Source organism: Micromonospora parathelypteridis, from assembly GCF_014201145.1.
Taxonomy (GTDB): Bacteria; Actinomycetota; Actinomycetes; order Mycobacteriales; family Micromonosporaceae; genus Micromonospora; species Micromonospora parathelypteridis.
This window is the reverse complement of record NZ_JACHDP010000001.1, coordinates 3449085-3473777: the sequence shown is the minus strand read 5'-3', so window position 1 is coordinate 3473777 and position 24693 is coordinate 3449085. Positions and strand designations below refer to the sequence as shown.

The window sequence follows — 24693 nt, the reverse complement described above, 5'->3', positions numbered from 1 at the left end:
CGAGGCCACTACATCCGGGAATCAGCGCGATCAGCGCGCCTAGACTTCCGGCGTGAACGACGAGGCCGGCTCGGGGACCGACGCACCGCCGGGTGCGGCCCGGCGCATGTCCGCGTGGATGATCCTCGCCGTGGTGACCGCTGCCCTGGCCATCTGCTGCTGCTCCGCCGCCGTCGGCCTGCTGATCTCCTGGTCCGCCGGCCTCTTCCACTCCCCAACCTGACCACCCCAAACAGCCCCAAAAGCCACCCGCCCGCACCCCGCGCCCAGCGCGGCTCCCAGCGCCCAGCGCCCAGCGCCCAGCGCGGCGATCATGAAGTTATTGCCACGACACGCCGAGCCAGCCGGCAATAACTTCATGATCAACCGGGGAGACCTTGGGCCGGGGCCGGGGGGCCGAGGGCCGGGGGGCGGAGGGCCGGGGCCGGGGTTAGGGGGTGGGCCAGGTGGGGGTGCGGCCGGTTTGGGACAGGAGGTGGGCCAGGTCGGGAGTGGGGGGTGGGGTGGATTGGGTCGATACCGGCTCGGCGAAGACGCCCATCTTGCGGGCGGTGGGGCCCAACTGCTCGACCAGCCCGTGCAGTTCGGCCACTGCCTCCGGGGCCGGCTGGTACGGCTGACCGGTGGCGACGGCGAGATCCCAGCCGTGCACGGTCAGGTCCAGCAGAGCCATGCCTCCGACGACGGCCTGCGGCATACCCATCCCCGGCGACACACCCTCCAGGGTGGAGGGATCGGCCCAGGCGGCGACCAGACGGCCGGTCTCCACCTCGAACTGGTCCCGCCAGCCGTCGACCAGGTGGTCGGGCTTCTCGGCCCATTCCACCTGCCGCTTCAAGGCCAGGTCCTGGAAGTTGACCACCACCTCGAACAGGTGGTTGAGCAGATCACGAACCACGTAGTCGCGGCACGGCGTGGGCAGGTCGAATTGATGGTCGGCGATACCGCGCACCACATCGACGGTTCGCGGCGCGGCAGCCGCCAGCAGATCGCTAGTCTGAGTGGTCATAGGACCAGCGTATGAGGGCGGTCTTGAATAAATGCGACATCGACCGCGTGGCGACAGCCGGGGAATACTCGACCCGGAGCGCATGCTGCGCGAGGTGCGCTTCCGTCGGCACCTGCCGGTGGAGTCGCTCCGCCCCTGGGTCGAGCACTACTGGCTGATCGACTGGGCGTTGAGCACACCGTTCGAGCAGCGGATCGTGCCGCACCCGGCGGTGAACGTGGTGTTCCGGCGTGACGGCGACGGGCCCGAGTTCGGCGAGGTGGCCGGGGTGGGCCGTGACCTGTTCCGGATCACGCTCACCGGCACCGGCCGGGTGTGCGGGGTGCAGTTCCGCCCGGGCGGCTTCCACGCGTTCTGGCGTCGGCCGGTCACCGAGCTGACCGGCCGCCGGGTGCCGTTGCCCGCCGGTCGGCTGGCAGGCCCCGAATTGGCGGTGTGCGCGGCCACCACCGACGACGAGCGCTGCCACGCATTGGACACCCTGCTCACCGGTTGGGAGCCGGAGCCGGACCCGATGATCGAGGAGGCCGTCCGGCTGGCCGAGGCGATCCGCACCGACCGGACGGCGCTGCGGGTCGACGACTTCGCCGCGCGGCACGACCTTCCGGTCCGCCGGTTGCAGCGGCTGTTCATGGAGTACGTGGGGGTCGGGCCGAAGTGGGTGATCCGCCGCTACCGGCTCCAGGAGGCCGTCGAACAGGCCGCCGGTGGTCCGCTGAACTGGGCGGACCTCGCCGCCGACCTCGGTTACAGCGATCAGGCCCACCTGGTCCGCGACTTCACCGCCGTGGCCGGGGTGTCACCCGCCGCGTACGCCCGCTCGATGCGATGAGCCGACAACGCACCGAGCCCGACAAGGCAGGACAGCCGGCTCAGCGTCGGCGCAGGACGACCACGGCGACGTCGTCCTGGATCTCCGGTGGGGCCAACTCCACCAGCAGTCGGGCGCAGAAGCGGTCCAGGTCGTCGTCGACCGTGGCGGAGATCGCGGCGAGCGCGGCCAGCCCTTCGTCGATGGTGGCGTCCCGTCGCTCGATCAGCCCGTCGGTGTAGAACACCAGCGTCGCCCCGGCCGGCAGCACGAACTCCAGGTCGGCCGGGCGAGGCGCCCGTACGCCGAGCAGCGGCGCGGAGTGCTGCACGAACTCGACCTTGCCGTCCTTGCTGAGCATCGGGGGAAGATGCCCGGCGCTGGCCAGCCGGACCCGGCCGGTCGGCGGGTGCAGCAGCAGTACGCAGAGCGTGGCGATCTCGTTCGGCAGCAGTGTCCGCATCAGCTCGTTGACCCGGTGCAGGATCTCGCCGGGCTGGTGCCCCTCCACGGCGTACGCCCGCACCGCGTGCCGCAGTTCGGCCATCACGGTCGCCGCGTGCAGCGAGTGGCCGGCCACGTCGCCGATCGCCAGCAGCAGGTGACCGTCGAGCATCACCAGCTCGTAGAAGTCGCCGCCCACCTCGGTCTGTGCGCTGGCCGGCTCGTAGCGCACCGCGAGGTCCAGGCCGGCAACCGTGGGCAGCCCGCGTGGGAGCAGGCTGCGTTGGAGGGTGACCGCGATCCGGTGCTCCTCGTCGAACGAGCGTTGCGCCTCCACGGCGGCGGCCACCGCCTGGGCGAGCTGCACCAGCACCGGGGTTCGGGCGGTCTGGGTGGCGGTCGGGACGACCACGTACAGCGGGGCTCGGTCCTCGCGCAGCTTGGCGGCGGCGACCGTCACCGTGTCGCCGGCCGGCCAGTCGACCAATGCCCAGTTCGCCGGGGTCTCCACCCGGACCGTGGCACCGGTCGGCACGCCGGTGTCGTCGACGACCCACGGCACCACGGCGGCGGCCGCGCCCGGACCGGCGCAGATCCCCGCGAGGCAGTCACCGTCGAACGTCTCGGCGATCACCGCCGCCGGGCTCTTGAAGATCTGTGCGGCACCCTCCGCGGCAGCCTCCAGCAGGCGTACGAAGGTGGGGGCGGCGTGCACCGCCACGGTCGTGTCGGCCAGCCCGAGCAGCCGCTCGGCGAGCAGTTCGGCGCGCTGCCGGGCCTGGTAGTAGCGCAGCACCGCCCGGGTGGTGGCGATCAGCTCCTCCGGCTCGATCGGCTCGGTGAGGTACGCGTCCGCGCCCCGGGTAAGCCCCTGGGCCCGGTCGGCCACGTCCACGGCGTGCGCCGACACGTGGATCACCGGCATCGCCGGGTGCCGCGCCTTGATCTGTTCGCAGACCTCGTAGCCGCTCAGGTCGGGCAGCCGGACGTCGAGGACCACCAGGTCGATCCGGTCCACCTCGACCCGGGCCAACGCGTCGGCGCCGTTCTCGGCCTCGAGCACGGTGAACCCGGCCCGGGTCAGCCAACTGACCAGCAGGTAACGCTTGGTACGACTGTCATCGACCACCAGGACGGTTGCCGGCATGCCGTCCACGCCGTCACATCCCGCCGGTGGGCAGGGAGACGGTGAAGGTGCTACCCCGACCCGGCGCGCTGGCCAGCTCCAGTGTCCCGCCGAGCAGCGTCACCAACCGCCGGGCGTACGGCAGGCCGAGGCCGGTGCCGCCGACCCGGGTGGCACCGGGCACCTGGTAGAACTCCTCGAAGATCCGGTCGTGCAGGTCCGGCGCGATGCCCGGCCCGGTGTCACTGACCTCGAAGTTCCACCGGTCGCCGTGTTGGCGGGCCCGCAGTCGCACCTCGCCGCGCTCGGTGAACTTCAACCCGTTGTGCAGCAGGTTGCGCAGCACCTGCCCGAGCAGCACCTCGTCGGTGCGCAGCAGGGCCGGCGCGGCCGGCTCCTCCACCACCAGCTCCACCTCCGGGCGGGTGGCCAGCGCGCGCAACGTGCCGCGCAGTTGGCCGAAGAGCGGGCGCAGGTCGACGTCGGCCAGGTCCGGCTCGATCCGGCCGGACTCCGCCTTGGCCAGATCGAGGAGTTCGTTGACGAGGCCGAGCAGGTCCGCCGCGGAGGAGCGGATCAGATCGACCTGGCGGCCCTGTTCGACGGTGAGCGGGTCGGAGGCGGAGTCGGTGAGCAGCCGCCCCAACCCGATGATCGCGGTGACCGGGGCGCGCAGTTCGTGGCTGACGTTGGCCAGGAACCGGCTCTTCGATTCGCTCGCCGCGCGCAGCTGCGCCGACTTCTCGTCCAGCTCGGCGTAGAGGGCGACGACGCCCCGGTTGGTCTCCTCCAACTCCTCGGTGAGCTGGTTGTAGAGCGCCAGCACACCGCGGTTGGTCTCGGCCAGTTCCTCGTTCAGCACGGCCAGCTCGTCGCGCTGAGTGCGCACCTCGTCGAGTGCGGCGATGAGCTGCCCGTTCTGCACGGTCAACTCGTCCAGCGCGCTGGACGGCGCGGTACGGCCGAGTTCGGTACGGAACTCGGCGAGCCGCGCCGGGGTCGGCATGGGCGCGTTGGCCGGGACTCGTCGGGACATCCTCACGACCGTAACCCCCTCGACGGTCGACACGCTCAGTGTGTCGACCAGTCGGGACACCGCGCCGGACTGCGGCTCGTAGCGGCCGTCGGGCAGGGGGGTCACCGGGGCCAGGTCGGCGCGCAGGTGGAACCGGCTGTCGGGGCCCGCGTCGATGTGGAAGGAGACGTCCGCGCCTCCGGTCGTGCGCAGCAGGTCCCGGGCGACCTCGCTGAGCGCGGTGGCGATCCGGACCTGGTCCTGGTGTTCGAGGCCGACCGCCGCGGCAACCTCGCGGCCCCGCTGGCGGATCACGAAGATGTCCTGCTCGACCCGCAGCGCCATCTGCAGCAACGGCAGCGCGGCCGGCTCGGCGGTCATGCCCAGGACCTCGCGACCAGTACGCAGGCGTCGTCGCGGCGCACACCGGCGTCGCGCAGCAGTGTCGCCGCCATCACCAGCGGGGACCGCTCCACCAGGCCCGGATAGTCGGTCAACCGCCAGCGGTCGACAACTCCGTCGCTGTGCATCACCAGTCGGGCGCCCGGGGCGAACGGGTAGTCGTACTCCCGGATCGTCGGCCGCTGGTGGCCGGCGATGCCGGGTAGCGATACCAGCCCTCGGCGCTGTCCGTCACCCTGGACGACGACACCGGAGATGTTGCCCAGGCCGGCGTAGTGCAGCACACCGGCCTCCGGGACCAGCTCGGCGACGGCGAGCGCTGCTCCCCGGGTGTGCGACATGCTCCGGTGCAGGTGACCGACCACGGCCGCCGGTGGGCCGGCCGGGGCGTCGCGGAACGCGGCGAGCGCCGCGTCGGTGGCGGCGGCGGCCAGCGGGCCGTGCCCCAGCCCGTCGCTGACCAGCACCTGGTGCCGCCCGTCGGCGACCCGGACGGCGTACCCGTCGCCGCTGACCGTTTCGCCGGTCAGCGGTCGGGCGAGGGCTCCGGCCCAGGACGGCCGTGCCGTCTCCGCCGGCCAGACGTGCACGGCGAGGACGGTGCCCCGGCCGGGCAGGGAGTATCCGTCGAACCAGCTGGCCTGCCGGACGATGGCGCCCAGACCGATACCGAGCGTGCCGGTGGTGGAGTGCCCGTCCTGCGACGAGACGGTCAGGTCGGCCATGCCGGGCCCGGAGTCGATGGCCACCAGCTCCACGCCTGCCTCTCCGGCGCGGCGCACCGGCCGGAGCAACAGGACACCCTCGTCGGCGTGCTTGACCAGGTTGCTGGTCAGCTCGGCCGCGACGATGGCCAGGTCGGCGATTCGTGCCGCACCCATCTCCACCTGAGCACCGAGGCGTTCGGCGGCCCGCCGGACGGCGCTCGCCGCGCTGCTGGCCTCCACCCGGAACCAGATGCCACTGTCGGTGACCGCATCGATGCTCACCGGGACCACTTGATAACCGTGATCCGCGTGCCGGCCTCCGGAGACGTCTCGATCTCGAATTCGTCGACGAGTCGGCGGGACCCGCTGAGCCCGAGGCCGAGGCCACCGCCGGTGGTGTAGCCGTCGGTCAGGGCCAGATCCAGGTCGGCGATGCCCGGCCCGGAGTCGGCGAAGACGATCCGGACGCCCTTACGGCGGCCGTTCTCCACGGTTGCCACCTCGACCGAGCCGCCGCCGCCGTACACGAGGGTGTTGCGGGCCAGCTCGCTCGCCGCGGTGACCACCTTGGTCTGGTCGACGAGAGAGAGCTTGACGGACACGGCCACGGCGCGGACCAACTGCCGGACGCGCACCACGTCCTCATCACTGCGGACCGACTGCGCCTGCGGGTGGCCCAGGTCGATGCCCGCGGTCACGGCGTGGCCGTCTCGGCGTCCGGATCGTCGTCGAGCTGGTAATCGAGCTCGTCGGCGTGGGCCGCCGCGATCAGCTCCATGCCGCGCTCGACGTTCAGCGCGGTACGGATGCCGTTCAGCGACAGCCCCAGTTCGACAAGGGTGATGGCGACGGCGGGGCGCATCCCGACCACCACCGTCTCCGCGTCGAGCACCTTGGAGATCGACGCGATGGTGGAGAGCATCCGCCCGACGAAGGAATCGACGATGTCCAGCGCGGTGATGTCGATGATGACGCCGTGGCAGCCGGTGTCCACGATCCGCTCGGCGAGGTCCTCCTGGAGCTGGACCGCGGTCTGGTCGGACATGTCCACCTGGATGGAGACGAGCAGGATGTCACCGATCTTGAGGATCGGCACCCGCTCCATCAGACGCCCCGGCGCGGCTGGCGACGGGCGGTCTCCACCCCGGTGAGCCGCAGCACGTGGCGCAGCGCGTCGGCGAGGCTCGCCTTGGTGGCGATGTCGCCGAACTCGATGCCGAGCGCGACGATGGTCTGCGCGATCTGCGGACGGATGCCGGAGATGATGCAGTCGGCGCCCATCAGCCGGGCGGCCACCACGGTCTTCAGGATGTGCTGGGCGACCTGGGTGTCCACCGCCGGGACGCCGGTGATGTCGATGATCGCGTACGGGGAGCCGGTGTCGACCAGGGTCTGCAGCAGCCGCTCCATCACGACCTGAGCCCGGGCCGAGTCCAGGGTGCCGACCAGCGGGACGGCGACCACACCCTCCCAGAGCTTGACCACCGGCGTGGAGAGCTCGAGCAGCTGCTCGGCCTGGTCGGCGATCAGGCTCTCCCGGGTGCGTACGAAGCTTTCGAAGGTGAACAGGCCCATCTCGTCGACGAGCTTGGAGAAGGCGACGTAGTCGTTCAGCGCGTTGGCGCCGCCGGTCTCCTGCACCAGCTCGGCCAGCACGTCCTTGAGCGCGAAGACGCTGACCGTGGTCTCGGTGGCGGAGAAGCCCTGCCGGGCTCGGCCACGAGACAGTTCGGAGAGCGCCGCGCGCAGCTCGGCGGCGTTGTCGGCGGACAGGTCGATGACACCCTGCTCACCGGTGGTGACGATGGCGCTGTGCAGATCCTGAACCTGCCGGCGCAGCTCGGCCTGGCTCAGCCGGCCCCGCAACGAACTGGTGACGATCTCGGTCCACCGAGACGTCACCCGGTCGGCCTGCCCGCTGAGCAGCTCGGCGAGCCGACCACTTTCTTCGGTGCTCAACGCCATTTGGAACCCCCTTGACCTGGACCGGGCGGACTCTATCACCGGAGACTGACCAACTACTTGCCCCGTAGCAACGGAATGATGATGGCCACCGGATCACGGCTCCCGTTCTGCGTCCGACCCCGGTCGTGGGATACCGTTCCCCCGATAACAGGAGGTCTGGCGAATGTCCTTGACGGTGCACACGGAACAACGCGGCGACGTGGTCGTCGTGTCGGTCGCGGGCGAGCTGGACATGGCCACCGCACCGCAGCTCCAGGACCAGATCACCGACCTGCTCGACAAGGGTCGCAACCGGCTGGTGTTCGACCTGGCGAACGTCTCGTTCTGCGACTCGACCGGCCTGTCGGTCTTCGTCCGCGCCAAGAACAGCTGCGACGAGGCCGGCGGCGTGGTCCGGCTGGCCGCCCCGCAGCGGGGTGTGCTGCGCATCCTCGAGGTGAGCGGGCTGGTCGAGGTGCTGCACACCTACCCCACGGTGGATGAGGCAGTCGCCGGCGAGCCGACCCCGGCCTCCTCCTGACCGCTGCTGCTTCTCACTCGTCCTCGACGTAGCGGGGACGGGCGATTGCCAGGCCCGCCGCCGTCTGCACGGCGAGCGCGCCCAACAGGAACCCGATCGGCGCGGTCCAGCCGCCGGTGACCTCGTAGAGGATGCCGACCAGCAGTGGGCCGAGGGCTGCGATCACGTACCCGGTGCTCTGCGCGAACGCGGAGAGTGCCACCGTCCCCTCGGCCGTGCGGGCGCGCAGGCCGATGGCGGTCAGGATCATCGGGAACGCGCCCTGGCCGATCGCCAGCAGGAGCACCCAGAGCAGCGCGGCGCCGTGCGGGGCGAGCGCCAGCCCCAGGTAGGCCAGCGTCGACGCGGTGGTCATCCCGAGCACCAGCGGGCGCAGGGTGGCCATCCGGCCGGCCACGGTGGGCATCAGCAGCGCGATGGGCACACCGAGCGCGGTCACCCCGGCGAGCAGCAGCCCGGCCGACTCCGGCTGGTAGCCGGCGTCCCGGAACAGCTGGGCCAGCCAGCCCATGATCGCGTACCCACTGAGCGACTGCGCCCCGAAGTAGACGGCCATGGCCCAGCCGAGCCGGGTCCGCGCCGGCCGGACCCGCACCGGCGCGGTGGCGGCCGCCGTCGAGGTCGCGCGCCGCGCGGCGCGGCGGGTCCGCAGCGCCAGCGGCACCCACGGGAGTACGGCCACTGCGGCCATCGCCGCCCAGATGCCGAGACCGGCGCGCCACGACCCGAAGGCGTGCGCGATCGGCACCGCGGAGGCCGCGGCCACCGTCGTGCCCAGGGTCAGCGCCATCGTGTACGCCCCGGTGACCAGGCCGGTGCGATGCGGGAAGTGCTGCTTGACCAGCATCGGCAGCAGGATGTTGGCGACCGCGATGCCGGACAGCGCCAGCGCGCTGGTGAGCACGAAGATCCAGGCCGAGTCGGTCATGGCCCGGAGCACCTGGCCGACGGCGAGGGCGAGCATGGCGACCACGAGCACCCGGGCCGGCGCCACCCGGCGGACCAGCCACGGGGTGAGCGCGCCGAGGCCGGCGAACGCGATGGTCGGCAGGGTGGTGACCAGGCCGGCGGTCGCGCCGGAGAGACCCAGCCCGTCGCGGACCTCGTCGAGCAGGGCGCCGAGGCTCGTCACCACGGCGCGCAGGTTCAGCGCGACCAGCAGCATCCCGACCAGCACGAGCGCGCCACCGGTGGCCGGGTGCGTCCGTCGGCCCGCACCGGGGTCGCGCGTTGAGTGTGGGTCGACGGCGACGGGAGCGGGCAGCGCCGGAGCGGCGGTAGGTGGCGGGGTCATGGCATCCAACCTACAATCATGGGATGAATTTGGGCTCGGTGATGTAACCAGTGCCACCGTCAGTCGATTTCGCCTCCGCGCCGCCGGTGCCGCCCCGGGGCCACCGGGTCCGGCAGACCATCGAGCAGCTCCGGGCCCGGATCCTCGGCGGCGAGTGGCCGGTCGGCGGACGCATCCCCACCGAGCCGCAACTGGTCGCCGCACTCGGCGTGGGGCGCAACACGGTCCGCGAGTCGGTCCGCGCCCTGGTGCACGCCGGGGTGCTGGAGTGCCGGCAGGGCTCCGGCACCTACGTGGTGTCCACCGACGAACTGGCGCCGGTGGTGGCCCGCCAACTCGGCGACGACCGGATGACCGAGGTCATCGAGGTGCGTCGTGCCTTCGAGGTGGAGGCCGCCCGGCTCGCCGCGCTGCGGCGTACACCGGAGGACCTGGCGGCGCTCGACGGCGCGCTCGCCGCACGCGAGGCCGCCTGGCACGGCGGCCGGGTCGACGCGTTCGTCGAGGCCGACGCGGCACTGCACATCGCGGTGGTCGCCGCCGCCCACAACGCCATGCTCGCCGAGCTGTACGCCTCGGTCGGCGCCGCCCTGCGCAGCACGGTCGCCCAGGCGATGGGGGGAGCGCTCACACCTGAGCGCTACGTCGACCACACCCGGCTGGTCGAGGCGATCCGGGCCGGCGATCCGGGCCGGGCGGCGATCGAAGCTGGCGCTTTTCTGGAGCCCGCTCCCTGGGCATAGGTTGTCCCCGACAGAAAAGCGGACACCTCGGGAGTACGGATGCTCAAGGGCTTCAAAGACTTCATCATGCGCGGCAACGTCGTCGACCTGGCGGTCGGTGTCGTCATCGGCGCCGCGTTCACGGGCGTGGTCACCCAACTCACCAAGTCGTTCCTGGATCCGCTGATTCGGGTCTTCGTGTTGCTCATCACGGGCAGCGACAAGGGCCTCGCCGGAACGGCGCCCAAGTTCCGCGGCATCGCCTTCGACTGGATCTCCTTCGTCAACGCGGTGATCACCTTCCTGCTGACCGCGCTGGCGCTCTACTTCCTGGTCGTCTACCCGATGAACCGGCTGGCCGAGCGGCGCAAGCGGGGCGAGGAGCCGCCGCCTTCGGCGCCGAGCGAGGAGGTCAAGCTGCTCACCGAGATCCGGGACGCCCTGGTCTCCGCCGGCCACACCACCCCGGGCCAGCAGCGCGGGGCGCTGGACGACGTGCTGGGCCGTCGCACCGAGCCGCCGACGCAGCGCTGACCCGAGCGGAAGCACATCGGCCCCTGTGGGATTCCCGCAGGGGCCGCACCTTCTCGTACGTGTGTTCGATAGAGTCCCGCCATGGAGCAGCGGAAGCACTGGTGGAACGGGAAGTGGGGGCGCCTGGCCCGGCGGGACGTATTCCTGCGGGTGGACGCCGACCGGTGGCACGTCGAGCAGCGGGCCGGCGGCGCCGAGGGCATCTCCCGGTTCTACGAGTACGGCAGTGCGGACGAAGCCGAGGACACGGTCCGGGCGCTGCTCGACGGTCCGGACACGTGGCGGGAACTGTCCCCGCGCCCGCCGGGTGGCTGGACCCTTCCGAACAGCTGAACGGTCGCCGCCGGGCCAGCGGGCTGCCGGGCTGACTGACCTCCGGGCCGAGCGCTGGGCGGGTCGGCGGCGGCGTTTAGCGGCGTACCGCCCCGGGAACCGCAATGGGATGGACCAGCAGGACGAGCAGCAGGCGACCATCTCGCGGATCACCACCGGGATGCCGGTGATCGACTCAGCCGGCACCGAAGTCGGCACGGTGGACCTCGTCCAGCGGGCCGACCCCAACGCGGTGACCGTCCAGACGCCGACCGCCGACCCGGGCAGCAGCCTGGACGAGCTGATCGAGGCCACGGCGGTCGAGGAGCCGGACGTTCCGGCCGATCTGGCGGCGCGGCTGCTGCACAGCGGCTACCTGAAGGTCTCGACCGATCTGACCCGCACCGGGGCGGTCTACGTACCGGCCGACCGGATCGGCTCGGTCGCCGACGGCCGGGTCCTCCTCGCCGTGGGCGTGGCCGACCTACCGCCAGAGGAATGATCGACTCCATATCGGCGACGTGGCGGTATTCAGCGACGGGGATACCGCCACGTCGGCGATCTGGAGTACCAGATCAGTGATGTTGGGGTGTCCGGTCGGTGGGCAGGACGCGATCTTCGCGCTCTGGTGTTGATCTTTCGGGTGCGGCGGCCGGCACGACGGGTGGGCGGCGGTGGAAGAGCAGCAGCATCAGGCAGCCGGCGACCAGGCCCCAGAACGCTCCGCCCACGCCGATCAGCGTCACCCCGGAGGCGGTCACCACGAAGGTGACCACGGCGGCCTCGCGGGTCGTCGGGTCGGTCACCGCCGAGGCGAGCGCGGTGGCGAGGGCGCCCAGCAGGGCCAGCCCGGCGACCGCCTCGATGAGGATCGGCGGCGCGACGGCGACCAGCGCGGTGGCCACGCCGGCGCCCAGGCCGAGCAGGGCCAGCCCGACACCGGCGGTGACCGAGGCGACCCAGCGGCGTTCCGGGTCCGGGTGGGCGTCGGGGCCGGCGGCCAACGCGGCGGTGATCGCCGCGAGGTTCACCGCGTGCCCGCCGGCCGGGGCGGCGACCAGGCTGGCCAGGCCGGTCGCCCGAAGCGCGGCGCCGAACGGCGGCCGGTAGCCGTAGCCGACCAGCACCGCCATGCCGGGTACGTTCTGCGCGGCCATGGTGACCAGGAACAACGGTAGGGCGAGACCGACCAGCGCGGACGCGTTCCAGGCCGGCGCGGTCAGGGTGATCGACGGAGCCAACGCGGCACCGGTCAGGCCGGTCGGCGGCGCGGTCAGCGCGATCGCGATCACCGCCACCAGCAACGCGCCGGGCACCGCCCAGCGGCGGGCGAACCGGTGCAGCAGCAACCAGCCGACCACCACCGGGCCGGCCACCGTGGGCAACTCGACAAGCGCGCGGACCGGAGCGGTGCACAGCGGCAACAGCACCCCGGCGAGCATCGCACCGGCCACCGGCTTGGGGATGGCGGCCACCGCACGACCGAGTGGCGGGAACAGCCCGGCCGCCACGATCAGCACGCCGGAGACGAGGAAGGCGCCCACCGCGACCGGCCACCCGCCCGGCGGTGGCCCGGTCGCCACCAGCAGCGCCGCACCCGGCGTGGACCAGGCCACGCTCATCGGTATCCGGTGCCGCCAGCCCAGCCAGGCGGCGGCGAGCCCGCACGCCACGCAGAGGGCGAGCAGGCCGGAGGCGGCCTGCGCGTCCGATGCGCCGGCCGCCCGGAGCCCGGCCAGCACGACGGTGAACGAGCTGGCGAAGCCGACCAGGGCGGTCACCGCGCCGGCCAGCACCGGTTGGACGCGTCCGGCCATCCCACCCTCCCGACTGTTCCGTTTACGGAACGACAGTGTGTAGCACGATAGCCGGGTGCCGCACCCACCACCAGCCCGCCGTCCGGGCCTCGACGTGGATCCCTCCGTCGTCGGCCGCCGGGTCCGCGCCCTGCGCGAGGAGCGCGGGATCTCGCTGTCCACACTGGCCCGGCTCGCCGGCGTCGGTAAGGCCACCCTCTCCGGCCTGGAGCACGGCACCCGCAACCCGACCCTGGAGACGCTCTGGGCGGTCACCGCGCAGCTCGGCGTACCGCTGACCGCCGTGCTGGCCGAGCCGGCCGCCGAGCCCACCGTGCACGGCACCGCGGTCACCGCCACCCTGCTGGAGGTGTTCACCGACACCGACGCGACCTACGAGCTGTACCGGATGCGGGTCACGCCCGGCCCGGGGCAACTCTCCCCCGCCCACCAGCCCGGGGTCACCGAGCACGTCACCGTCTTCGCCGGGGTGCTGCGCGCCGGCCCGGCCGACGCGCCGCTGACCGCCCCGGCCGGCGGTCACCTCCGCTGGGTCTCGGACGTGCCGCACACGTACGCGGCGGTGGGTGACGAGGAGGTCGCCGCCAGCCTGCTACTGCGTTATCCACGCCACTGAGGACCGGCCGATCGGCCTCGGTTCGCCAGCTCCGACGACGAAGATCGCAATCATTTCTCGACCCTACGCAGTAGGCGTAGAGACGAATGCGGGTTGTTCTTGGCAAGCTTGACCCCATGACGCTGATCCTCCGCTCGGTCATCCTCAACGACATCGGCTTGGTTCGCACCAACAACGAGGACTCCGCCCTCGCCGGTGACCGCCTGATCGCCGTCGCCGACGGCATGGGCGGGCTGCCCGCGGGCGAGGTGGCGAGCGAGATCGTGATCCGGATCCTGGACGAGCTGGCCCCGCCCACCGAGCCCGACGGCGCCGCCGACGCCCTGCGTGCCGTGGTCAGCACCGCCAACCAACGGATCCACGCCGCCATCACCGTCGACCCGAGCCGCGACGGGATGGGCACCACGCTCACCGCGGCGCTGCTGGCCGGGGAAACGCTGGTGCTGGCCCAGGTCGGCGACTCCCGCTGCTACCTGCTGCGCGACGGGGAGCTGACCCAGCTCACCCGGGACGACACCTTCGTTCAGGCGCTGGTCGACCAGGGCACCCTCTCCCCCGAGCAGGCCCGCCACCACCCGCAGCGGTCTCTCGTGACCCGGGCCGTGCAGGGGGCCGACACCCCACCGGCGATCGGTGTGCTCACCGTGGTCCCCGGCGACCGACTGCTGCTCTGCAGCGACGGGCTCTCCGACTACGTCGAGGACGACGCCATCGCGGCGGCGCTGGGCATGTACTCCGACCGCCAGCAATGCGGGGAGCAGTTGGTGAAGCTCGCCCACCACGCCGGCGCGCCGGACAACGTGACCGTCGTGGTCTCCGACGTCGTCACCCGCTGACCCGTACGGCCCGCTCGACGGTTCACCGGACCGGCCGGGTGGGTTCCGCCGGGCTCACTACGTAGTTGTGCCATCTAGGTTGCACCGCTAGTGTCCGGCGGGTGGATTCCGACCGCCGTGGGCAGTGGCTGCGAGGGGTGCTCGACATCTGCGTCCTGGCGATGTTGGCCGAACGCGAGTCCTACGGCTACCAGCTCGCCCAGGCGCTCGACGTGTCGGGCGTCGGGCCGATCCAGGGCGGCACGCTCTATCCCGTGCTGCTGCGCCTGCAGAAGACCGGCCTGGTGACCGCGCAGTGGCGCGAGGGCAGCGCCGGGCCGGCCCGCAAGTACTACCGGCTGACCAACGACGGGTACGCGGCGCTTCGCGAGGGCGGCAGTGCCTGGCTCACCTTCGTCGGCCCGGTGAACGACATCGTCACGAAGGGGGTCGCCCGGTGAACGCCGACGATTGGCTGCGAACGCTCACGGCCGAGCTGCACCAGCGCCGAGTCGCGGCGGATGCCGCCCGGCACGTTGTCGCGGAAGCCGCCACACACCTGCGCGAGGGGGGCGGCGACCCCTTGGTCGTCTTCGGTCCACCCCAGCAGTACGCGGGAGCGGTCGTGGAGAGCATCGGCACCGCGCCGGGACCACGCCCCGGGCCGGTCCGGCTGCACGCCGAGGGCGTCACCAAGCGGTACGGCCGGCAGCCGGTGCTGCGCGACGCGACGTTGACCGTCCGGGCCGGCCAGATCGCCGCCGTCATCGGCGCGAACGGCTGCGGCAAGAGCACCTTCCTGCGGATCTGCGCCGGGCTGGTCTCCCCCGACGCCGGTGAGGTGACCGTCTCCGGCCGGCTCGGCTACTGCCCGCAGTCCGGCGGCACCGCCGACTTCCTGCTCGCCGACGAGCACTTCGTGCTGGTCGGCGCCGGTCAGGGAGTGGCCCGAGGTCCGGCCCGCCGCGCCGGACGGGCAGCGGCCCGGCAGCTCGGCTGGGAGGCGGGCGGTGACGTACAGGCTCGACACCTGTCCGGTGGCACCCGGCAGAAGCTCAACCTGACCATGTCCACGCTGAGCAGGCCGGACGTGCTGCTGCTCGACGAGCCGTACCAGGGCTTCGACCAGGGCACCTACGTCAACTTCTGGGACCAGCTCTGCCGACTGCGTGACGCGGGCACGGCGATCGTCGTGGTGACCCACCTGCTCAACCAGCTCGACCGGGTGGACACAGTGCTCGACCTGACCCCGACACAAGCGACCGGGTGGCGCGCGCCCGGTGTCCAGGGAGGCCACTCGTGAACCGGCTCGTCACCGTCGCCGAGATGACCCTGCGGGAGCTGCTGCGGCGTCGGGGCGTACTCCTGTTGTTGCTGTTGATGCCGTTGACCTTCTACCTGATTCGGCGGGACGCCTACCTCGGGCAGTCGGTCCGGTCGCTGCTGCTCGGTGTGGGCTGGGCGGTGAGCACCGCCGCGCTGTTCGCCACCACGGCGGCGCGCGAGCTGGAGCCGAGGCTGCGGTTGGCCGGCTACCGGCCGCACCACCTCTACCTGGGTCGGATGCTCGGACTGTGGACGGTGGGGCTGGTCATCTCCGTACCGTTCTTCCTGCTTCCCATGCTCGACGGCGCGGACCTGCGCTACGGCGGCCTGGCGGCGGCGATGCTCTGCTCCGTCGGGGTGGCGGCGCCGTTCGGGATGCTGATCGGTGCGCTACTGCCCCGCGAGTTGGAGGGGACGCTGCTGCTCCTCACCGTGGTGACCGTGCAGATGCTGATCGACCCGGCCGGGTCGAGGGCGAGGTTGACGCCGTTCTGGTCGACCCGGGAGATCGCCACCTGGGCGGTGGACCACACCGACCAGGGCTACCTCGCCCGGGGAGTCCTGCACGGGGTCGCCGTCACCGCCCTGCTGGCCCTCGGCGTGGCGGCCGTCGCCAGCGTCCGGCTGCGCCGCCGCCGGCACCTGCGACACCTGTCGATCGGCTGACCGGCGCACTGGCCGGTGCTGGCGCCACGGATACCGTGAATCCGGTTGCTGCGATCCGCACGGCAGGTTGAGATGGGCGGATGACCATCCGCCGGGTGACCGCCGACGACCGTCTCACCACCAGCTTCCCCCTGGCCGCGTACGCCTTCGAGTCGTCGCCGCTCAGTGCCGCCCGGACCGAGGAGTTCCGCGACTACCTGCCCTACAACCAGGGCAACCGGACGCTGATCGTCGAGGAGGACGGCACCACGCTGGCCGCCGTCTCGGCAATCGGGATGCGACAGAACCTGCGCGGGGTGGTGCTGCCGATGGCCGGGGTCGCCGGGGTGGCCACCCATCCGCTGGCCCGCCGGCAGGGGCACGTCCGGACGCTGCTGCACCAACTCCTCGACGAGATGCGCGACGAGGGACACGTGCTCAGCGCTCTCTACCCGTTCCGGCCGAGCTTCTACGCCCGGTTCGGCTACGTCGGGCTGCCCAAGCCCCGCAGAGTCACCTTCGCCCCGGACAACCTGGGGTCGCTGCTGCGCGCGGACCTGCCGGGCGAGGTGAGCTGGGAACGCATCGCCGCCGGCTATCCGACGTGGCGCGCGTTCACCGAGCGCAACCTTCAGGAGCGGCACGGCTTCTCCATCTTCCCGGAGTACCGGGCGGTCGGAATGCGCGACCGCGACGAGTACTGGCTGCTCACCGCCCGCGTCGACGGTGAGGTCACCGGCGCGGTGACGTACCGCATCGACGACCACGGCGGCACGCTGCAGGGCAACGAACTGCTGGTCAGCGATCCGCTCGCGCGGGCGTTGCTGTTGCAGTTCTTCGCCCGGCACGTCGACCAGATCGCGCGGATCACCGTCCAGGTCCCACCCGACGAGTTGCCGGAGCTGTGGTTGACCGACCTGGACGTGCACGTCGAGGCGCGGACGGCCGTGCCGGGGTCGTCCGCCCCGATGGCCCGGCTGTTGTCGCTGGACGCGTTGAGCGGGCTGCCCGCCGGCCCTGGCCGGGTACGGGTGGAGTTGACCGGGGACCGTTGGCTGGCCGGCACCCACCTGCTGGACGGCACGACCGGCGCGCTGGAGCTGGTCGCCGACACCACCGGTCGCGCGCCGAACGCCACGCTCACGGCGGCCGGGCTGTCCGCCCTCACGTACGGGGTGCTGGACCCGGCCGAGCTGCCATTGCGTGGGCTGGGCGAGGTGCCGCCGGACGCCGCCGCCGAGCTGCGCAGCATCTTCCCCCGCCGGGTGCCGTACCTCTTCGCCGACTTCTGAGACTTCCTCAGGGCCGGGTTTGCCGGGCCGGCGACCGTGGGTACCGTCCCGCGAATGCCGGAGTGGTTGCAGGCGGGTGGGTGGGGGCTGCTGGCCGGGTCGGCTCTGCTGGTCGGGGCGGCCGTCGGCTGGTTCGCCCGGGTGCCGCAGCGCGTCATCGCGTCGATCATGGCGTTCGGGGCGGGGGTGCTGCTCTCGGCCGTGTCCTTCGAAATGATCGCCGAGGCGCACGCCCAGGGCGGGATGCTGCCCACCGTTCTCGGCGCGGGCGGCGGTGCGGTCGTCTACACCCTGGCCAACCTGGCGCTTGCCCGACACGGCGCGCGGAACCGGAAACGCTCGGGCTCCCAGCCCTCCGAGGGTGAGCAACCCGGTTCCGGGTCGGCGATCGCGGTCGGCGCGCTCCTGGACGGCATACCGGAGTCGGTGGTGATCGGCGCGAGCCTGCTCAGCGGCGGCACGGTCAGCCTGGTCACGGTGGCGGCGGTCTTCCTGAGCAACGTTCCGGAGGGCCTGTCCAGCGCGGCCGGCATGCGCCAGGCCGGCCGGTCCCGGCGGTTCGTCTTCCTGCTCTGGGTCGGGATCGCCCTGATCAGCGGGGCGGCCGCGCTGCTCGGTAACTCGGTGCTGGGGGGTGCCCCGCCGGAGGTGCTGGCCGGGATCACGGCGCTGGCCGCCGGCGCGATCCTCGCGATGATCACCGACACCATGGTTCCCGAGGCGTTCGAGAACGCGCACCTGCTGGTCGGTCTCATCACGGTCGCCGGCTTCCTGACCGCCTTCGCTCTGTCCCGCGCCTGAGCCCCGCCCAGCCTTAACCAGGGATTAAGCCCGCACGGCGGATTCGTCGTGACGCCGTCAGGGCTCCTAGCATCACAGGGTGCGCATGACGTCGCTTGCTGCTCTGCTCGCCCTTGGTGTCGCCACGGCGACCCTGCCCGCCTGCGCGTCCAACGATCCGGCTCCCGCCTTCCAGCCCGGCGTGTCGGCCGCACCGAAGCCCCTGCCGACGGGCAACCAGGGCGAAGCGCCGACGGGCCGCGACGGTCTCGGTGGCCCGGGGGCCAGTGCGAGCCCGAAGCCGGCCGACAAGGTGCTCGCGGCCGGTAACCCGAACGGCAAGGCCGCCGTGCCAGCCGAGGCACGGGCGGTGGACACCTCGAAGCCGACCCGGACCATCGGCACCGGCACCCCGGCGAGCTGCACCTCCGCGGCAGTCGTGCAGGCCGTCGCGGCCGGCGGTGTCATCACGTTCAACTGTGGACCGGCCCCGGTGGCGATCAAGATGACCGCCACCGCGAAGGTCCGCAACGCCAACGGGCCGAAGGTCGTGCTGGACGGCGGCGGCAAGGTCACGCTGAGTGGTCAGGGCAAGCGCCGCATTCTCTACATGAACACCTGCGACGAGGCCCAGGGCTGGACCACCTCGCACTGCCAGAACCAGGACCACCCGCAGCTCACCGTGCAGAACCTGACCTTCGCCGACGGCAACTCCACCGGCGACGAGGCCGAGGGCGGCGGCGGTGGGGCGATCTTCGTCCGCGGCGGGCGATTCAAGGTGGTCAACTCGCGCTTCGTCCGCAACCGCTGCGACCGCACCGGTCCCGACCTGGGCGGCGCGGCCATCCGGGTGCTGAGCCAGCACGACAACAAACCGGTGTACGTGGTGAGCAGCACCTTCGGCGGCGCATCCGGCCAGGGCGGCTCCTGCTCCAACGGAGGCGCGCTGAGCAGCATCGGCGTCTCCTGGGTGGTGCTGAACAGCGTGCTCAGCCACAACGAGGCGATCGGCAACGGCGCCAACCCGGCCAAGTCCGGCACGCCCGGCGGCGGCAGCGGCGGCGCGATCTACTGCGACGGCAACGAGTTCACCGTACGGATCGCCGGCACGATCATCGAGAACAACAAGGCCAACGAGGGCGGCGGCGCGGTCTTCTTCGTGAGCAACAACCGCACCGGCACAATGAAGATCGAAAACTCGACCCTGCGCCGCAACCCCAGCGGCAAGTTCGAGACCAGTGGCTTCCCCGGCATCTTCTTCCTCGGCGCCCGCAACCCCACAGTCACCAATTCCAAGCTGAGCTGAACCCCGCAGGGCTTTCTCTGCCCCGGTGATCAAGAGGTTTCGGTCACCGGGACGGCGTGTCCTGACCGAAAGCTCTTGATCACCCGGATGGCGTGGGTCAGTAGGGGTTTCCCTGGCCTGGGGGTCGGGCCTCGAGGAGGGCTGCCGGTTGGCCGGGCAGGTCGCGTGCGCCGGACAGTGGCGGGCTTCCCGCGTGGTCGTGACCGGCCATTCCGACGAAGAGCTCCTTGAGCGCGGTCAGCGCGCTGATCTTGGGCTGCCAACCCAGCTCGGTCTCCGCACGCTCGCTGGACATCAGCGGGGCGTTCAGACCCAGCTCCACCCAGCCCGCGTCGACCGGCTGCAGCCGCGCCCGCCAGGTCAGCGCCGCCGCCACCCGCAGCACCGGCGCGGCGACCGGCACCGTCCAACCGTGGAAGTGCCGAGCCACCAGCTCCGGGGTGAGCACCGGGTCCGCGGCGACGTTGAAAGCACCGCGCACCTCACTCAACAACGCCCGGGCGTACGCGTCAGCCACGTCGTCGGCGTGCACCGCCTGCATCCGCAACCGGCGGTTCGTCGGCACCAGCGGAATCCGGCCGAAGCGCAGCAGCCGCACCGGCGCCAGCGGGCCGAGGAAGTAGCGGGTGATCTCCACCCCGGCGGCCCGCTGGAAGATCAACCCGGGTCGCATCCGCACCACCCGCAGTGTCGGGTGATCCCGCTCGACCTCGTCCAGCAGCGCCTCCACCTCCGCCTTGTGCTCGCTGTACGACGAACCCGACACACCGGTCGCCGGCCACCGCTCGCTGACCGGGTGATCCTTCGGGCCGGGCGCGTAGGTGCCGACCGACGAGGCGTACACCAGCGCCGGCACACCGGCCCGGATCACCGCGTCGAACACCGCCCGACTGCCGTCGACGTTGGTCCGACGCAGCACCCGCTGGTCGTGGCTGGGCTGGATCTGCCAGGCCAGGTGCACCACCGCATCCGCACCCGCGAACATCTCGACGAGCTGCCCCACCGCGCCCGGCGCGCCGATGTCGCAGGAGTGCCACTCCACCTGGTCGTACGGCTCACCGGCATCCGGTCCGGGCAACCGCCGGACCACCCCGGCCAGCTCCACGCCCCGCTCCCGGCGCAGCCGCCGCAGCACCGCCGTACCGACATTGCCGCTCGCCCCCACCACCACGATCCGCATGCTCGACCCCGTACCCGCCCAGCAGCAGCTCAACCGCCCACCCCGACCTCCGCCACCCCCGCCGCACGCGGCCCCCGCGGCGCGGGCCGGGCTTGATCCACTCCATATCCCCGACATGGGGCTATCCAGCGCTCCGGACACCGCCAGCTCGCCGATATGGTGATGATCAGGTGCGGTGAGGGGTGCCAGGCGCAGGCATTGACGGCTGGCCGGAAGCCATGAGTCGTCGACGCTCACCGTCGGGTAACCTGAGCGCGCGGGCCGCTAGCTCAATGGCAGAGCTGTGGACTTTTAATCCATAGGTTCAGGGTTCGAGTCCCTGGCGGCCCACGAAACAACAGCCGGTCGCCGCAGTGAGCGCCGCCGTCGCCACGCTCGCGCCGCACGCACGGGTGGACGGCGGCACGGACAAGGCCCGGCCGGGCGGTGCTGCGCGAGGCGTTGATCAGCCACACCGCCCCACTCGGGCGCGGGTCAGCGAGCGTCCTCCTCGCTAGGGCGAGGCACGGGAGCATGGTTGGCAGCGTCCTGGTCCTGCGCAGGGGCCGACCGGCCCTGCTCGAAGGCCATGATGTCGTTCACGGCGTCGATGAAGGACTTGTCGAAGTCGCCGTAGTAGATCCGCTGAGCGACCCGCCATCGGCTGTCGTTCGCCGGTACGGCGAGGACCCGGTTCAAGAAGGTCGAGCGAGCCTTCATGTCCGTCGCCATCCGCGCGAAGTCGCCGTCGTACAGGTCGTCGTAGAAGGCCTGGAACGCGTCGAGAAGGACGCTGAGGTACGCGATACTGCGGGCTTCATCGAGGCCCACCGACCGATCCAGACCATGCACCTCGTACAGGAGTTCCGGATGGTCCAACGTCGCCTGGTTGGCCAGGTTGAACCCGTCGAACAGGTTGGCGACGTTCTGCCGCTGCAGGCCCCGGTTGGCGATCTCGGCGCTCCGCACGGCGCCCTTGGCATTCTGCAACGCGAATGTGGCTGCGACAATTGCCACCGCAGCCGAGAGGGCTGCTGCCACTGCCGCAAGGATGTCCACCTGTATCGGTGCTCCTGCCTGGACAATTAGCCTCATGTACGCGAATTGTTCAATGTAACACCCGTTGGCCAGCCTGCTCGGAAATCCGACCTGGCAGTAGCAGCACGGGCCGCCTGCGATGTTGGATCGCCGGCCCATGATCCTTTTACGGGCTGACCCGGCTGACCAGAGAAGCTGACCTTGACCGCACACCACCCGGCCGTCGACGGCCGGTCGGCGACCGCGCTGATCGCGCGGTCGCCGCGGTCGCACGGCTCGGCGGATGACCGCCGGCCGCGCTCGACGATTACCTGTATCGCCGTCCCCGCACGTCGAGCTGCCGATCAGCAGCGCACGCCGGTCTCCTTCGAGGCCACGTCGGAGATCCCGCCGAGGGCCCGGGTGCACTCCGACAGCGTGTTGGCACCCGAGGACCAGACCTCAGCACCGGTCGAGCACTGCAGGTCGCGCAGCGTGCTGCCGGTCACGATCGAGGTGCAGACCTGGTACGCGCCGTGGCTCGCCCGGTACTGCTGCCACACGTACGTGTATGCGTAGTTCTTACCGCAGCCCTTGTACTGCTTCACGGATGCGGCGGTCTGCCCGCCGACGGTCACGTACGCGGTCGCGCCGATCTGCACGGAGCCCGCACAGCGCGGGTTCGTCTCGGCGTAGGCGGGTCCGGAGACCGCCAGCACCGCGGGCACAGCCAGCCCGGCAGCCGCGAGGATGCGCAGGCTACGTCGCGAAAGGCTCTTCATCGGTGACCTCCTTCGATGCACCGGAACCGTCACGCCCGGTGTCTTCATCCATCACGATGATCGCCGTTAAGGTCCGTTCGGTACCCTCTTACACGCCCTGACAACGCCTGACGACGACGTCTGACATGGGGGACGGATGGAAGACCAGCGTGCTGCCACCGAGCCGATCCAGGACCGCGTGGCCGCCGAGCGATTCGCCGAACAGTTGCGAACACTGCGGACCACCGTGGGCAACCCGTCGTTCCGGAAGATGGCAGGGCGATCGGGTCGCATCTCGCACACGACCCTGCACGAGGCTGCCGCCGGGACCAGGTTTCCCTCGTGGGAGACCACACGCGAGTTCGTCCGAGCCTGCGAGGCCGACGAGGTCCAGTGGCGGCGCGAATGGGAGGCCGCTCAGCGCCAGGTGACGGTCCGCGCCGTCCCGGCCGGCGAACCGGTTGCGGTAGGCAGTGACTTCCCGACCGAAGCCGACGCTGGAAACACTGTGGACACTGGCGTGACCACCGATACGCCCGACGCCACAGGCACTCCGGCGTCCGGCAGGCCGGTCATGTCCGCCGTCGCCGCATCTTCGGACCGCGTGCCGGAGGGCCAGCCTGCACTGCGGGGCACCGAGGACCCGCAGGCGGCGGACGACAAGGCCACGGGCGCACGACGGCAGCGGTCACCGTGGCTCGCGGCCGCCGCGGTGATGGTGGTGGTGTCGGTCGCCGCCGTGGGCGTCATCATCCGCGGCCGGGCGTCCCCGGATGGCTCCGGCGCGGCGGCGGCGTCGCCGACGTCAACCTCGACACCATTCTCGGACGCGCTGATTGCCGGGGATTCGAGCCAGTTCGTCGCCGACGCCACCATCCCCGACGGTACCCAGGTGCCGGTGAACGCCACGTTCGTGAAGGTGTGGACGCTCGCGAACGTGGGAAAGGTCGCCTGGCACAACCGGTTCCTCGCGCGGACGAACCCCAGCGCCGACGCGGACGGCTGCCGGATGCCGGATCGGGTGCCGATCGGTGACACGCCGCCCGGCGACAAGGTGAACATCAGTGTTCAGGTCACCGCGCCGAATCACCCCGGAAAGTGCTGGGTCAGTTGGAAGATGGTCGACGAGCACGGGCAGGAGTTCTTCCCCACCCGCCGGCCGGTCTACTTCTTGGTCAACGTCACCGCCTGAGCGCCGAGCAGCGGCACCCGGCCGATTCTCCGGGTCGCGGACGCCACGACGGGTGTCAGGGAGTGCGGAATCGATGTCAGTCCCGGGCGCCAGCCAAGCTGACAACACCGCATCCATCGAGGTCCGTGAGGGCCTGACGGATCTGACAGGGCAACGGGGTACCGAACAGTAGGCCCTTTCTCGCAGGGTGAGTCCGTTCCCAACGTGACTCACCACCTACGAGGAGGATCGTCTATGCGCCGTCCCTGGGTAGCCGTCGGGCTCGCCGTGCTCTGCGGGGCCGTCATCGTCCCGGCCCAGTCGTGGGCCGCGACATCCGGCGCCACAACGCAGCCGAGCGTCACCACGGCGGCGCTGCCTGTCGTGTCCATGGAGGCCACCGTTCTGGCGGCCCAGATCGACCCCCGCCGTGCCGACAACACACTGACCCCGGGCGCGAAGAGTTCCGTGCTCTCCGTGGAGCAGGCGCTCCAGGCGCGGGGCCTGCTGGACGCGCAGTGGGTCGACGGCTACTTCGGCACCGTGACCATCTCGGCGTACGCGGCCTACCAGCGCTCGCTCGGCTACACCGGCCTCGCCGCGAACGGGCTGCCCGGCACAACCTCGCTGACAAAGCTCGGGCAGAACCGGTACACCGTCAGCAAGACGATCGGCCCTGGCGGGAAGGTCCAGCGTGACGGGTACGTCGTCGACGCCCGTACCCAGGCGATGTTGGCCGAGGCCCAGCGTCTGCTCGGTTACACCCTGGTGCTCGATCAGGGCTCGTACAACCCCGGGGGCGACCCGACCTCGGCCGGTACGCACGACGGCGGGGGTGTGGTGGACATCTCGGTCACCGGCATGACCGCTGCCAAGCGCACCGCCGTCGCCCGGGCTCTACGCCAGGTCGGCTTCGCCGCCTGGGTCCGTAACCCGAGTCAGGGTGACTGGCCGTGGCACATCCACGCAACCGCGATCAGCGACACGGACCTGTCCAGCCAGGCGCAGCACCAGGTCGGCGACTACTACCTCGGCATGAACGGCCTGGCCAACCAGGGCCCGGACGACGGTCCCCAGGTTCCGTTCAAAACCTGGGAGCAGTACCAGCGCGGGCAGTGACCCGCACC

29 protein-coding genes and 1 tRNA gene are annotated in these 24693 nt (G+C 71.4%); 18 read left to right on the top strand and 12 right to left on the bottom strand.

The genetic code is table 11. The features are described 5' to 3' along the window. Positions 1-52: 52 nt before the first annotated feature. A complete protein-coding gene (locus HNR20_RS15660; protein ID WP_184189391.1) occupies positions 53-223 on the top strand; it encodes a hypothetical protein in 171 nt (56 codons plus the stop codon). Positions 224-430: 207 nt separating this feature from the next. Here HNR20_RS15660 and HNR20_RS15655 read toward each other — a convergent pair whose 3' ends face one another. Further along, positions 431-1009: a TIGR03086 family metal-binding protein gene (locus tag HNR20_RS15655; RefSeq protein WP_184180562.1), complete on the bottom strand. Its 579-nt coding sequence runs from the start codon at positions 1007-1009 to the stop codon at positions 431-433. Positions 1010-1040: 31 nt separating this feature from the next. Here HNR20_RS15655 and HNR20_RS15650 point away from each other — a divergent pair, with 31 nt between their 5' ends. Next, a complete protein-coding gene (locus HNR20_RS15650; protein ID WP_184180560.1) occupies positions 1041-1841 on the top strand; it encodes a helix-turn-helix domain-containing protein in 801 nt (266 codons plus the stop codon). 40 nt (positions 1842-1881) lie between these two features. On the opposite strand, the gene HNR20_RS15645 is transcribed toward HNR20_RS15650, so the two are convergent. The 6 genes from HNR20_RS15645 to HNR20_RS15620 are packed head-to-tail and all read right to left on the bottom strand — an operon-like array spanning position 1882 to position 7479. Further along, complete coding sequence (locus HNR20_RS15645) at positions 1882-3411, bottom strand: SpoIIE family protein phosphatase (protein ID WP_184180558.1); 1530 nt, start codon at positions 3409-3411, stop codon at positions 1882-1884. A gap of 13 nt (positions 3412-3424) precedes the next feature. Further along, positions 3425-4786: a sensor histidine kinase gene (locus tag HNR20_RS15640; RefSeq protein ID WP_184180556.1), complete on the bottom strand. Its 1362-nt coding sequence runs from the start codon at positions 4784-4786 to the stop codon at positions 3425-3427. Beyond that, the gene (locus HNR20_RS15635; protein WP_184180554.1) at positions 4783-5796 is read right to left on the bottom strand and encodes a SpoIIE family protein phosphatase; all 1014 of its coding nucleotides are present in this window, start codon (positions 5794-5796) and stop codon (positions 4783-4785) included. Before HNR20_RS15635 ends, HNR20_RS15640 begins: the two co-directional genes overlap by 4 nt. Further along, positions 5793-6212: an anti-sigma regulatory factor gene (locus HNR20_RS15630; RefSeq protein WP_184180552.1), complete on the bottom strand. Its 420-nt coding sequence runs from the start codon at positions 6210-6212 to the stop codon at positions 5793-5795. Before HNR20_RS15630 ends, HNR20_RS15635 begins: the two co-directional genes overlap by 4 nt. Further along, entirely contained in the window at positions 6209-6619 is a 411-nt protein-coding gene (locus HNR20_RS15625; RefSeq protein ID WP_110562722.1) for an STAS domain-containing protein, read from the bottom strand. The genes HNR20_RS15630 and HNR20_RS15625 overlap by 4 nt, the downstream gene beginning before the upstream one ends. Beyond that, on the bottom strand, positions 6619-7479 hold the full coding sequence (locus tag HNR20_RS15620; protein ID WP_184180550.1) for an STAS domain-containing protein: 861 nt from the start codon (positions 7477-7479) through the stop codon (positions 6619-6621). The genes HNR20_RS15625 and HNR20_RS15620 overlap by 1 nt, the downstream gene beginning before the upstream one ends. A 163-nt stretch (positions 7480-7642) precedes the next feature. Between HNR20_RS15620 and HNR20_RS15615 the strand changes: the two genes are divergently transcribed. Then, positions 7643-7999 (top strand): STAS domain-containing protein, encoded by a 357-nt coding sequence (locus HNR20_RS15615; RefSeq protein WP_151492618.1) that lies wholly within the window; start codon positions 7643-7645, stop codon positions 7997-7999. A 13-nt stretch (positions 8000-8012) separates the two neighbouring features. Here the strand turns inward: HNR20_RS15615 and HNR20_RS15610 are convergent, their stop codons facing one another. Next, positions 8013-9293 carry an MFS transporter gene (locus HNR20_RS15610; RefSeq protein ID WP_184180548.1) on the bottom strand — a complete coding sequence of 427 codons (1281 nt, stop codon included), beginning with the start codon at positions 9291-9293 and terminating at the stop codon, positions 8013-8015. Positions 9294-9343: 50 nt separating this feature from the next. On the opposite strand from HNR20_RS15610, the gene HNR20_RS15605 reads away from it, so the two are divergent. The 4 genes from HNR20_RS15605 to HNR20_RS15590 all read left to right on the top strand — a co-directional run bounded on the left by HNR20_RS15605 (position 9344) and on the right by HNR20_RS15590 (position 11363). Further along, a complete protein-coding gene (locus HNR20_RS15605) occupies positions 9344-10036 on the top strand; it encodes a FadR/GntR family transcriptional regulator (protein WP_184180546.1) in 693 nt (230 codons plus the stop codon). 39 nt (positions 10037-10075) lie between these two features. Further along, positions 10076-10549 (top strand): large conductance mechanosensitive channel protein MscL, encoded by a 474-nt coding sequence (gene mscL / locus HNR20_RS15600; RefSeq protein WP_184180544.1) that lies wholly within the window; start codon positions 10076-10078, stop codon positions 10547-10549. Positions 10550-10630: 81 nt separating this feature from the next. After that, complete coding sequence (locus HNR20_RS15595; protein WP_030486188.1) at positions 10631-10882, top strand: hypothetical protein; 252 nt, start codon at positions 10631-10633, stop codon at positions 10880-10882. A 109-nt stretch (positions 10883-10991) separates the two neighbouring features. Then, complete coding sequence (locus tag HNR20_RS15590) at positions 10992-11363, top strand: hypothetical protein (protein ID WP_184180542.1); 372 nt, start codon at positions 10992-10994, stop codon at positions 11361-11363. 73 nt (positions 11364-11436) lie between these two features. Here HNR20_RS15590 and HNR20_RS15585 read toward each other — a convergent pair whose 3' ends face one another. Further along, positions 11437-12678 (bottom strand): benzoate/H(+) symporter BenE family transporter, encoded by a 1242-nt coding sequence (locus HNR20_RS15585; RefSeq protein ID WP_184180540.1) that lies wholly within the window; start codon positions 12676-12678, stop codon positions 11437-11439. Between the two features lie 55 nt (positions 12679-12733). Here HNR20_RS15585 and HNR20_RS15580 point away from each other — a divergent pair, with 55 nt between their 5' ends. The 8 genes from HNR20_RS15580 to HNR20_RS15545 all read left to right on the top strand — a co-directional run bounded on the left by HNR20_RS15580 (position 12734) and on the right by HNR20_RS15545 (position 19458). Continuing rightward, a complete protein-coding gene (locus tag HNR20_RS15580; RefSeq protein WP_229687020.1) occupies positions 12734-13294 on the top strand; it encodes an XRE family transcriptional regulator in 561 nt (186 codons plus the stop codon). Positions 13295-13410: 116 nt separating this feature from the next. Next, entirely contained in the window at positions 13411-14130 is a 720-nt protein-coding gene (locus HNR20_RS15575) for a PP2C family protein-serine/threonine phosphatase (RefSeq protein ID WP_184180538.1), read from the top strand. A 101-nt stretch (positions 14131-14231) separates the two neighbouring features. Then, positions 14232-14570 (top strand): PadR family transcriptional regulator, encoded by a 339-nt coding sequence (locus tag HNR20_RS15570; RefSeq protein WP_184180536.1) that lies wholly within the window; start codon positions 14232-14234, stop codon positions 14568-14570. Further along, positions 14567-15412 (top strand): ABC transporter ATP-binding protein, encoded by an 846-nt coding sequence (locus HNR20_RS15565; protein ID WP_184180534.1) that lies wholly within the window; start codon positions 14567-14569, stop codon positions 15410-15412. Before HNR20_RS15570 ends, HNR20_RS15565 begins: the two co-directional genes overlap by 4 nt. Further along, entirely contained in the window at positions 15409-16101 is a 693-nt protein-coding gene (locus tag HNR20_RS15560) for a hypothetical protein (protein ID WP_184180533.1), read from the top strand. Before HNR20_RS15565 ends, HNR20_RS15560 begins: the two co-directional genes overlap by 4 nt. A gap of 80 nt (positions 16102-16181) precedes the next feature. Further along, positions 16182-17372, top strand: a complete 1191-nt coding sequence (locus HNR20_RS15555) for a GNAT family N-acetyltransferase (RefSeq protein ID WP_184180531.1) — start codon at positions 16182-16184, stop codon at positions 17370-17372. A gap of 54 nt (positions 17373-17426) precedes the next feature. Continuing rightward, positions 17427-18173 (top strand): ZIP family metal transporter, encoded by a 747-nt coding sequence (locus tag HNR20_RS15550; protein WP_184180529.1) that lies wholly within the window; start codon positions 17427-17429, stop codon positions 18171-18173. A gap of 85 nt (positions 18174-18258) precedes the next feature. After that, positions 18259-19458, top strand: coding sequence for a hypothetical protein (locus tag HNR20_RS15545; RefSeq protein WP_184188498.1), 1200 nt, complete (start codon positions 18259-18261; stop codon positions 19456-19458). A gap of 97 nt (positions 19459-19555) precedes the next feature. Here HNR20_RS15545 and HNR20_RS15540 read toward each other — a convergent pair whose 3' ends face one another. Continuing rightward, positions 19556-20638, bottom strand: coding sequence for an NAD-dependent epimerase/dehydratase family protein (locus HNR20_RS15540; RefSeq protein ID WP_184180527.1), 1083 nt, complete (start codon positions 20636-20638; stop codon positions 19556-19558). 258 nt (positions 20639-20896) lie between these two features. On the opposite strand from HNR20_RS15540, the gene HNR20_RS15535 reads away from it, so the two are divergent. Then, positions 20897-20968: transfer RNA gene (locus HNR20_RS15535), tRNA-Lys, on the top strand. 144 nt (positions 20969-21112) lie between these two features. On the opposite strand, the gene HNR20_RS15530 is transcribed toward HNR20_RS15535, so the two are convergent. Together HNR20_RS15530 and HNR20_RS15525 are read right to left on the bottom strand one after the other, a co-directional pair. Further along, positions 21113-21658, bottom strand: a complete 546-nt coding sequence (locus HNR20_RS15530; RefSeq protein WP_184180525.1) for a hypothetical protein — start codon at positions 21656-21658, stop codon at positions 21113-21115. Positions 21659-21999: 341 nt separating this feature from the next. Continuing rightward, positions 22000-22416, bottom strand: a complete 417-nt coding sequence (locus HNR20_RS15525) for a hypothetical protein (RefSeq protein WP_184180523.1) — start codon at positions 22414-22416, stop codon at positions 22000-22002. A 136-nt stretch (positions 22417-22552) separates the two neighbouring features. On the opposite strand from HNR20_RS15525, the gene HNR20_RS15520 reads away from it, so the two are divergent. Together HNR20_RS15520 and HNR20_RS15515 are read left to right on the top strand one after the other, a co-directional pair. Further along, on the top strand, positions 22553-23587 hold the full coding sequence (locus HNR20_RS15520) for an NBR1-Ig-like domain-containing protein (protein ID WP_184180521.1): 1035 nt from the start codon (positions 22553-22555) through the stop codon (positions 23585-23587). Between the two features lie 234 nt (positions 23588-23821). Beyond that, positions 23822-24685 carry a peptidoglycan-binding domain-containing protein gene (locus tag HNR20_RS15515; RefSeq protein WP_184180519.1) on the top strand — a complete coding sequence of 288 codons (864 nt, stop codon included), beginning with the start codon at positions 23822-23824 and terminating at the stop codon, positions 24683-24685. The last annotated feature ends 8 nt before the right edge of the window (positions 24686-24693 follow it).

What these genes read in the sequence shown, in the direction of transcription:
- HNR20_RS15655 (WP_184180562.1), bottom strand. Translation starts at nt 1,009, where the DNA reads ATGACCACTCAGACTAGCGATCTGCTGGCGGCTGCCGCGCCGCGAACC.
- HNR20_RS15650 (WP_184180560.1), top strand. Translation starts at nt 1,041, where the DNA reads ATGCGACATCGACCGCGTGGCGACAGCCGGGGAATACTCGACCCGGAG.
- HNR20_RS15645 (WP_184180558.1), bottom strand. Translation starts at nt 3,411, where the DNA reads ATGCCGGCAACCGTCCTGGTGGTCGATGACAGTCGTACCAAGCGTTAC.
- HNR20_RS15640 (WP_184180556.1), bottom strand. Translation starts at nt 4,786, where the DNA reads ATGACCGCCGAGCCGGCCGCGCTGCCGTTGCTGCAGATGGCGCTGCGG.
- HNR20_RS15625 (WP_110562722.1), bottom strand. Translation starts at nt 6,619, where the DNA reads ATGGAGCGGGTGCCGATCCTCAAGATCGGTGACATCCTGCTCGTCTCC.
- HNR20_RS15620 (WP_184180550.1), bottom strand. Translation starts at nt 7,479, where the DNA reads ATGGCGTTGAGCACCGAAGAAAGTGGTCGGCTCGCCGAGCTGCTCAGC.
- HNR20_RS15615 (WP_151492618.1), top strand. Translation starts at nt 7,643, where the DNA reads ATGTCCTTGACGGTGCACACGGAACAACGCGGCGACGTGGTCGTCGTG.
- HNR20_RS15610 (WP_184180548.1), bottom strand. Translation starts at nt 9,293, where the DNA reads ATGACCCCGCCACCTACCGCCGCTCCGGCGCTGCCCGCTCCCGTCGCC.
- mscL (WP_184180544.1), top strand. Translation starts at nt 10,076, where the DNA reads ATGCTCAAGGGCTTCAAAGACTTCATCATGCGCGGCAACGTCGTCGAC.
- HNR20_RS15595 (WP_030486188.1), top strand. Translation starts at nt 10,631, where the DNA reads ATGGAGCAGCGGAAGCACTGGTGGAACGGGAAGTGGGGGCGCCTGGCC.
- HNR20_RS15590 (WP_184180542.1), top strand. Translation starts at nt 10,992, where the DNA reads ATGGACCAGCAGGACGAGCAGCAGGCGACCATCTCGCGGATCACCACC.
- HNR20_RS15585 (WP_184180540.1), bottom strand. Translation starts at nt 12,678, where the DNA reads ATGGCCGGACGCGTCCAACCGGTGCTGGCCGGCGCGGTGACCGCCCTG.
- HNR20_RS15575 (WP_184180538.1), top strand. Translation starts at nt 13,411, where the DNA reads ATGACGCTGATCCTCCGCTCGGTCATCCTCAACGACATCGGCTTGGTT.
- HNR20_RS15555 (WP_184180531.1), top strand. Translation starts at nt 16,182, where the DNA reads ATGACCATCCGCCGGGTGACCGCCGACGACCGTCTCACCACCAGCTTC.
- HNR20_RS15550 (WP_184180529.1), top strand. Translation starts at nt 17,427, where the DNA reads ATGCCGGAGTGGTTGCAGGCGGGTGGGTGGGGGCTGCTGGCCGGGTCG.
- HNR20_RS15545 (WP_184188498.1), top strand. Translation starts at nt 18,259, where the DNA reads ATGACGTCGCTTGCTGCTCTGCTCGCCCTTGGTGTCGCCACGGCGACC.
- HNR20_RS15540 (WP_184180527.1), bottom strand. Translation starts at nt 20,638, where the DNA reads ATGCGGATCGTGGTGGTGGGGGCGAGCGGCAATGTCGGTACGGCGGTG.
- HNR20_RS15525 (WP_184180523.1), bottom strand. Translation starts at nt 22,416, where the DNA reads ATGAAGAGCCTTTCGCGACGTAGCCTGCGCATCCTCGCGGCTGCCGGG.
- HNR20_RS15520 (WP_184180521.1), top strand. Translation starts at nt 22,553, where the DNA reads ATGGAAGACCAGCGTGCTGCCACCGAGCCGATCCAGGACCGCGTGGCC.
- HNR20_RS15515 (WP_184180519.1), top strand. Translation starts at nt 23,822, where the DNA reads ATGCGCCGTCCCTGGGTAGCCGTCGGGCTCGCCGTGCTCTGCGGGGCC.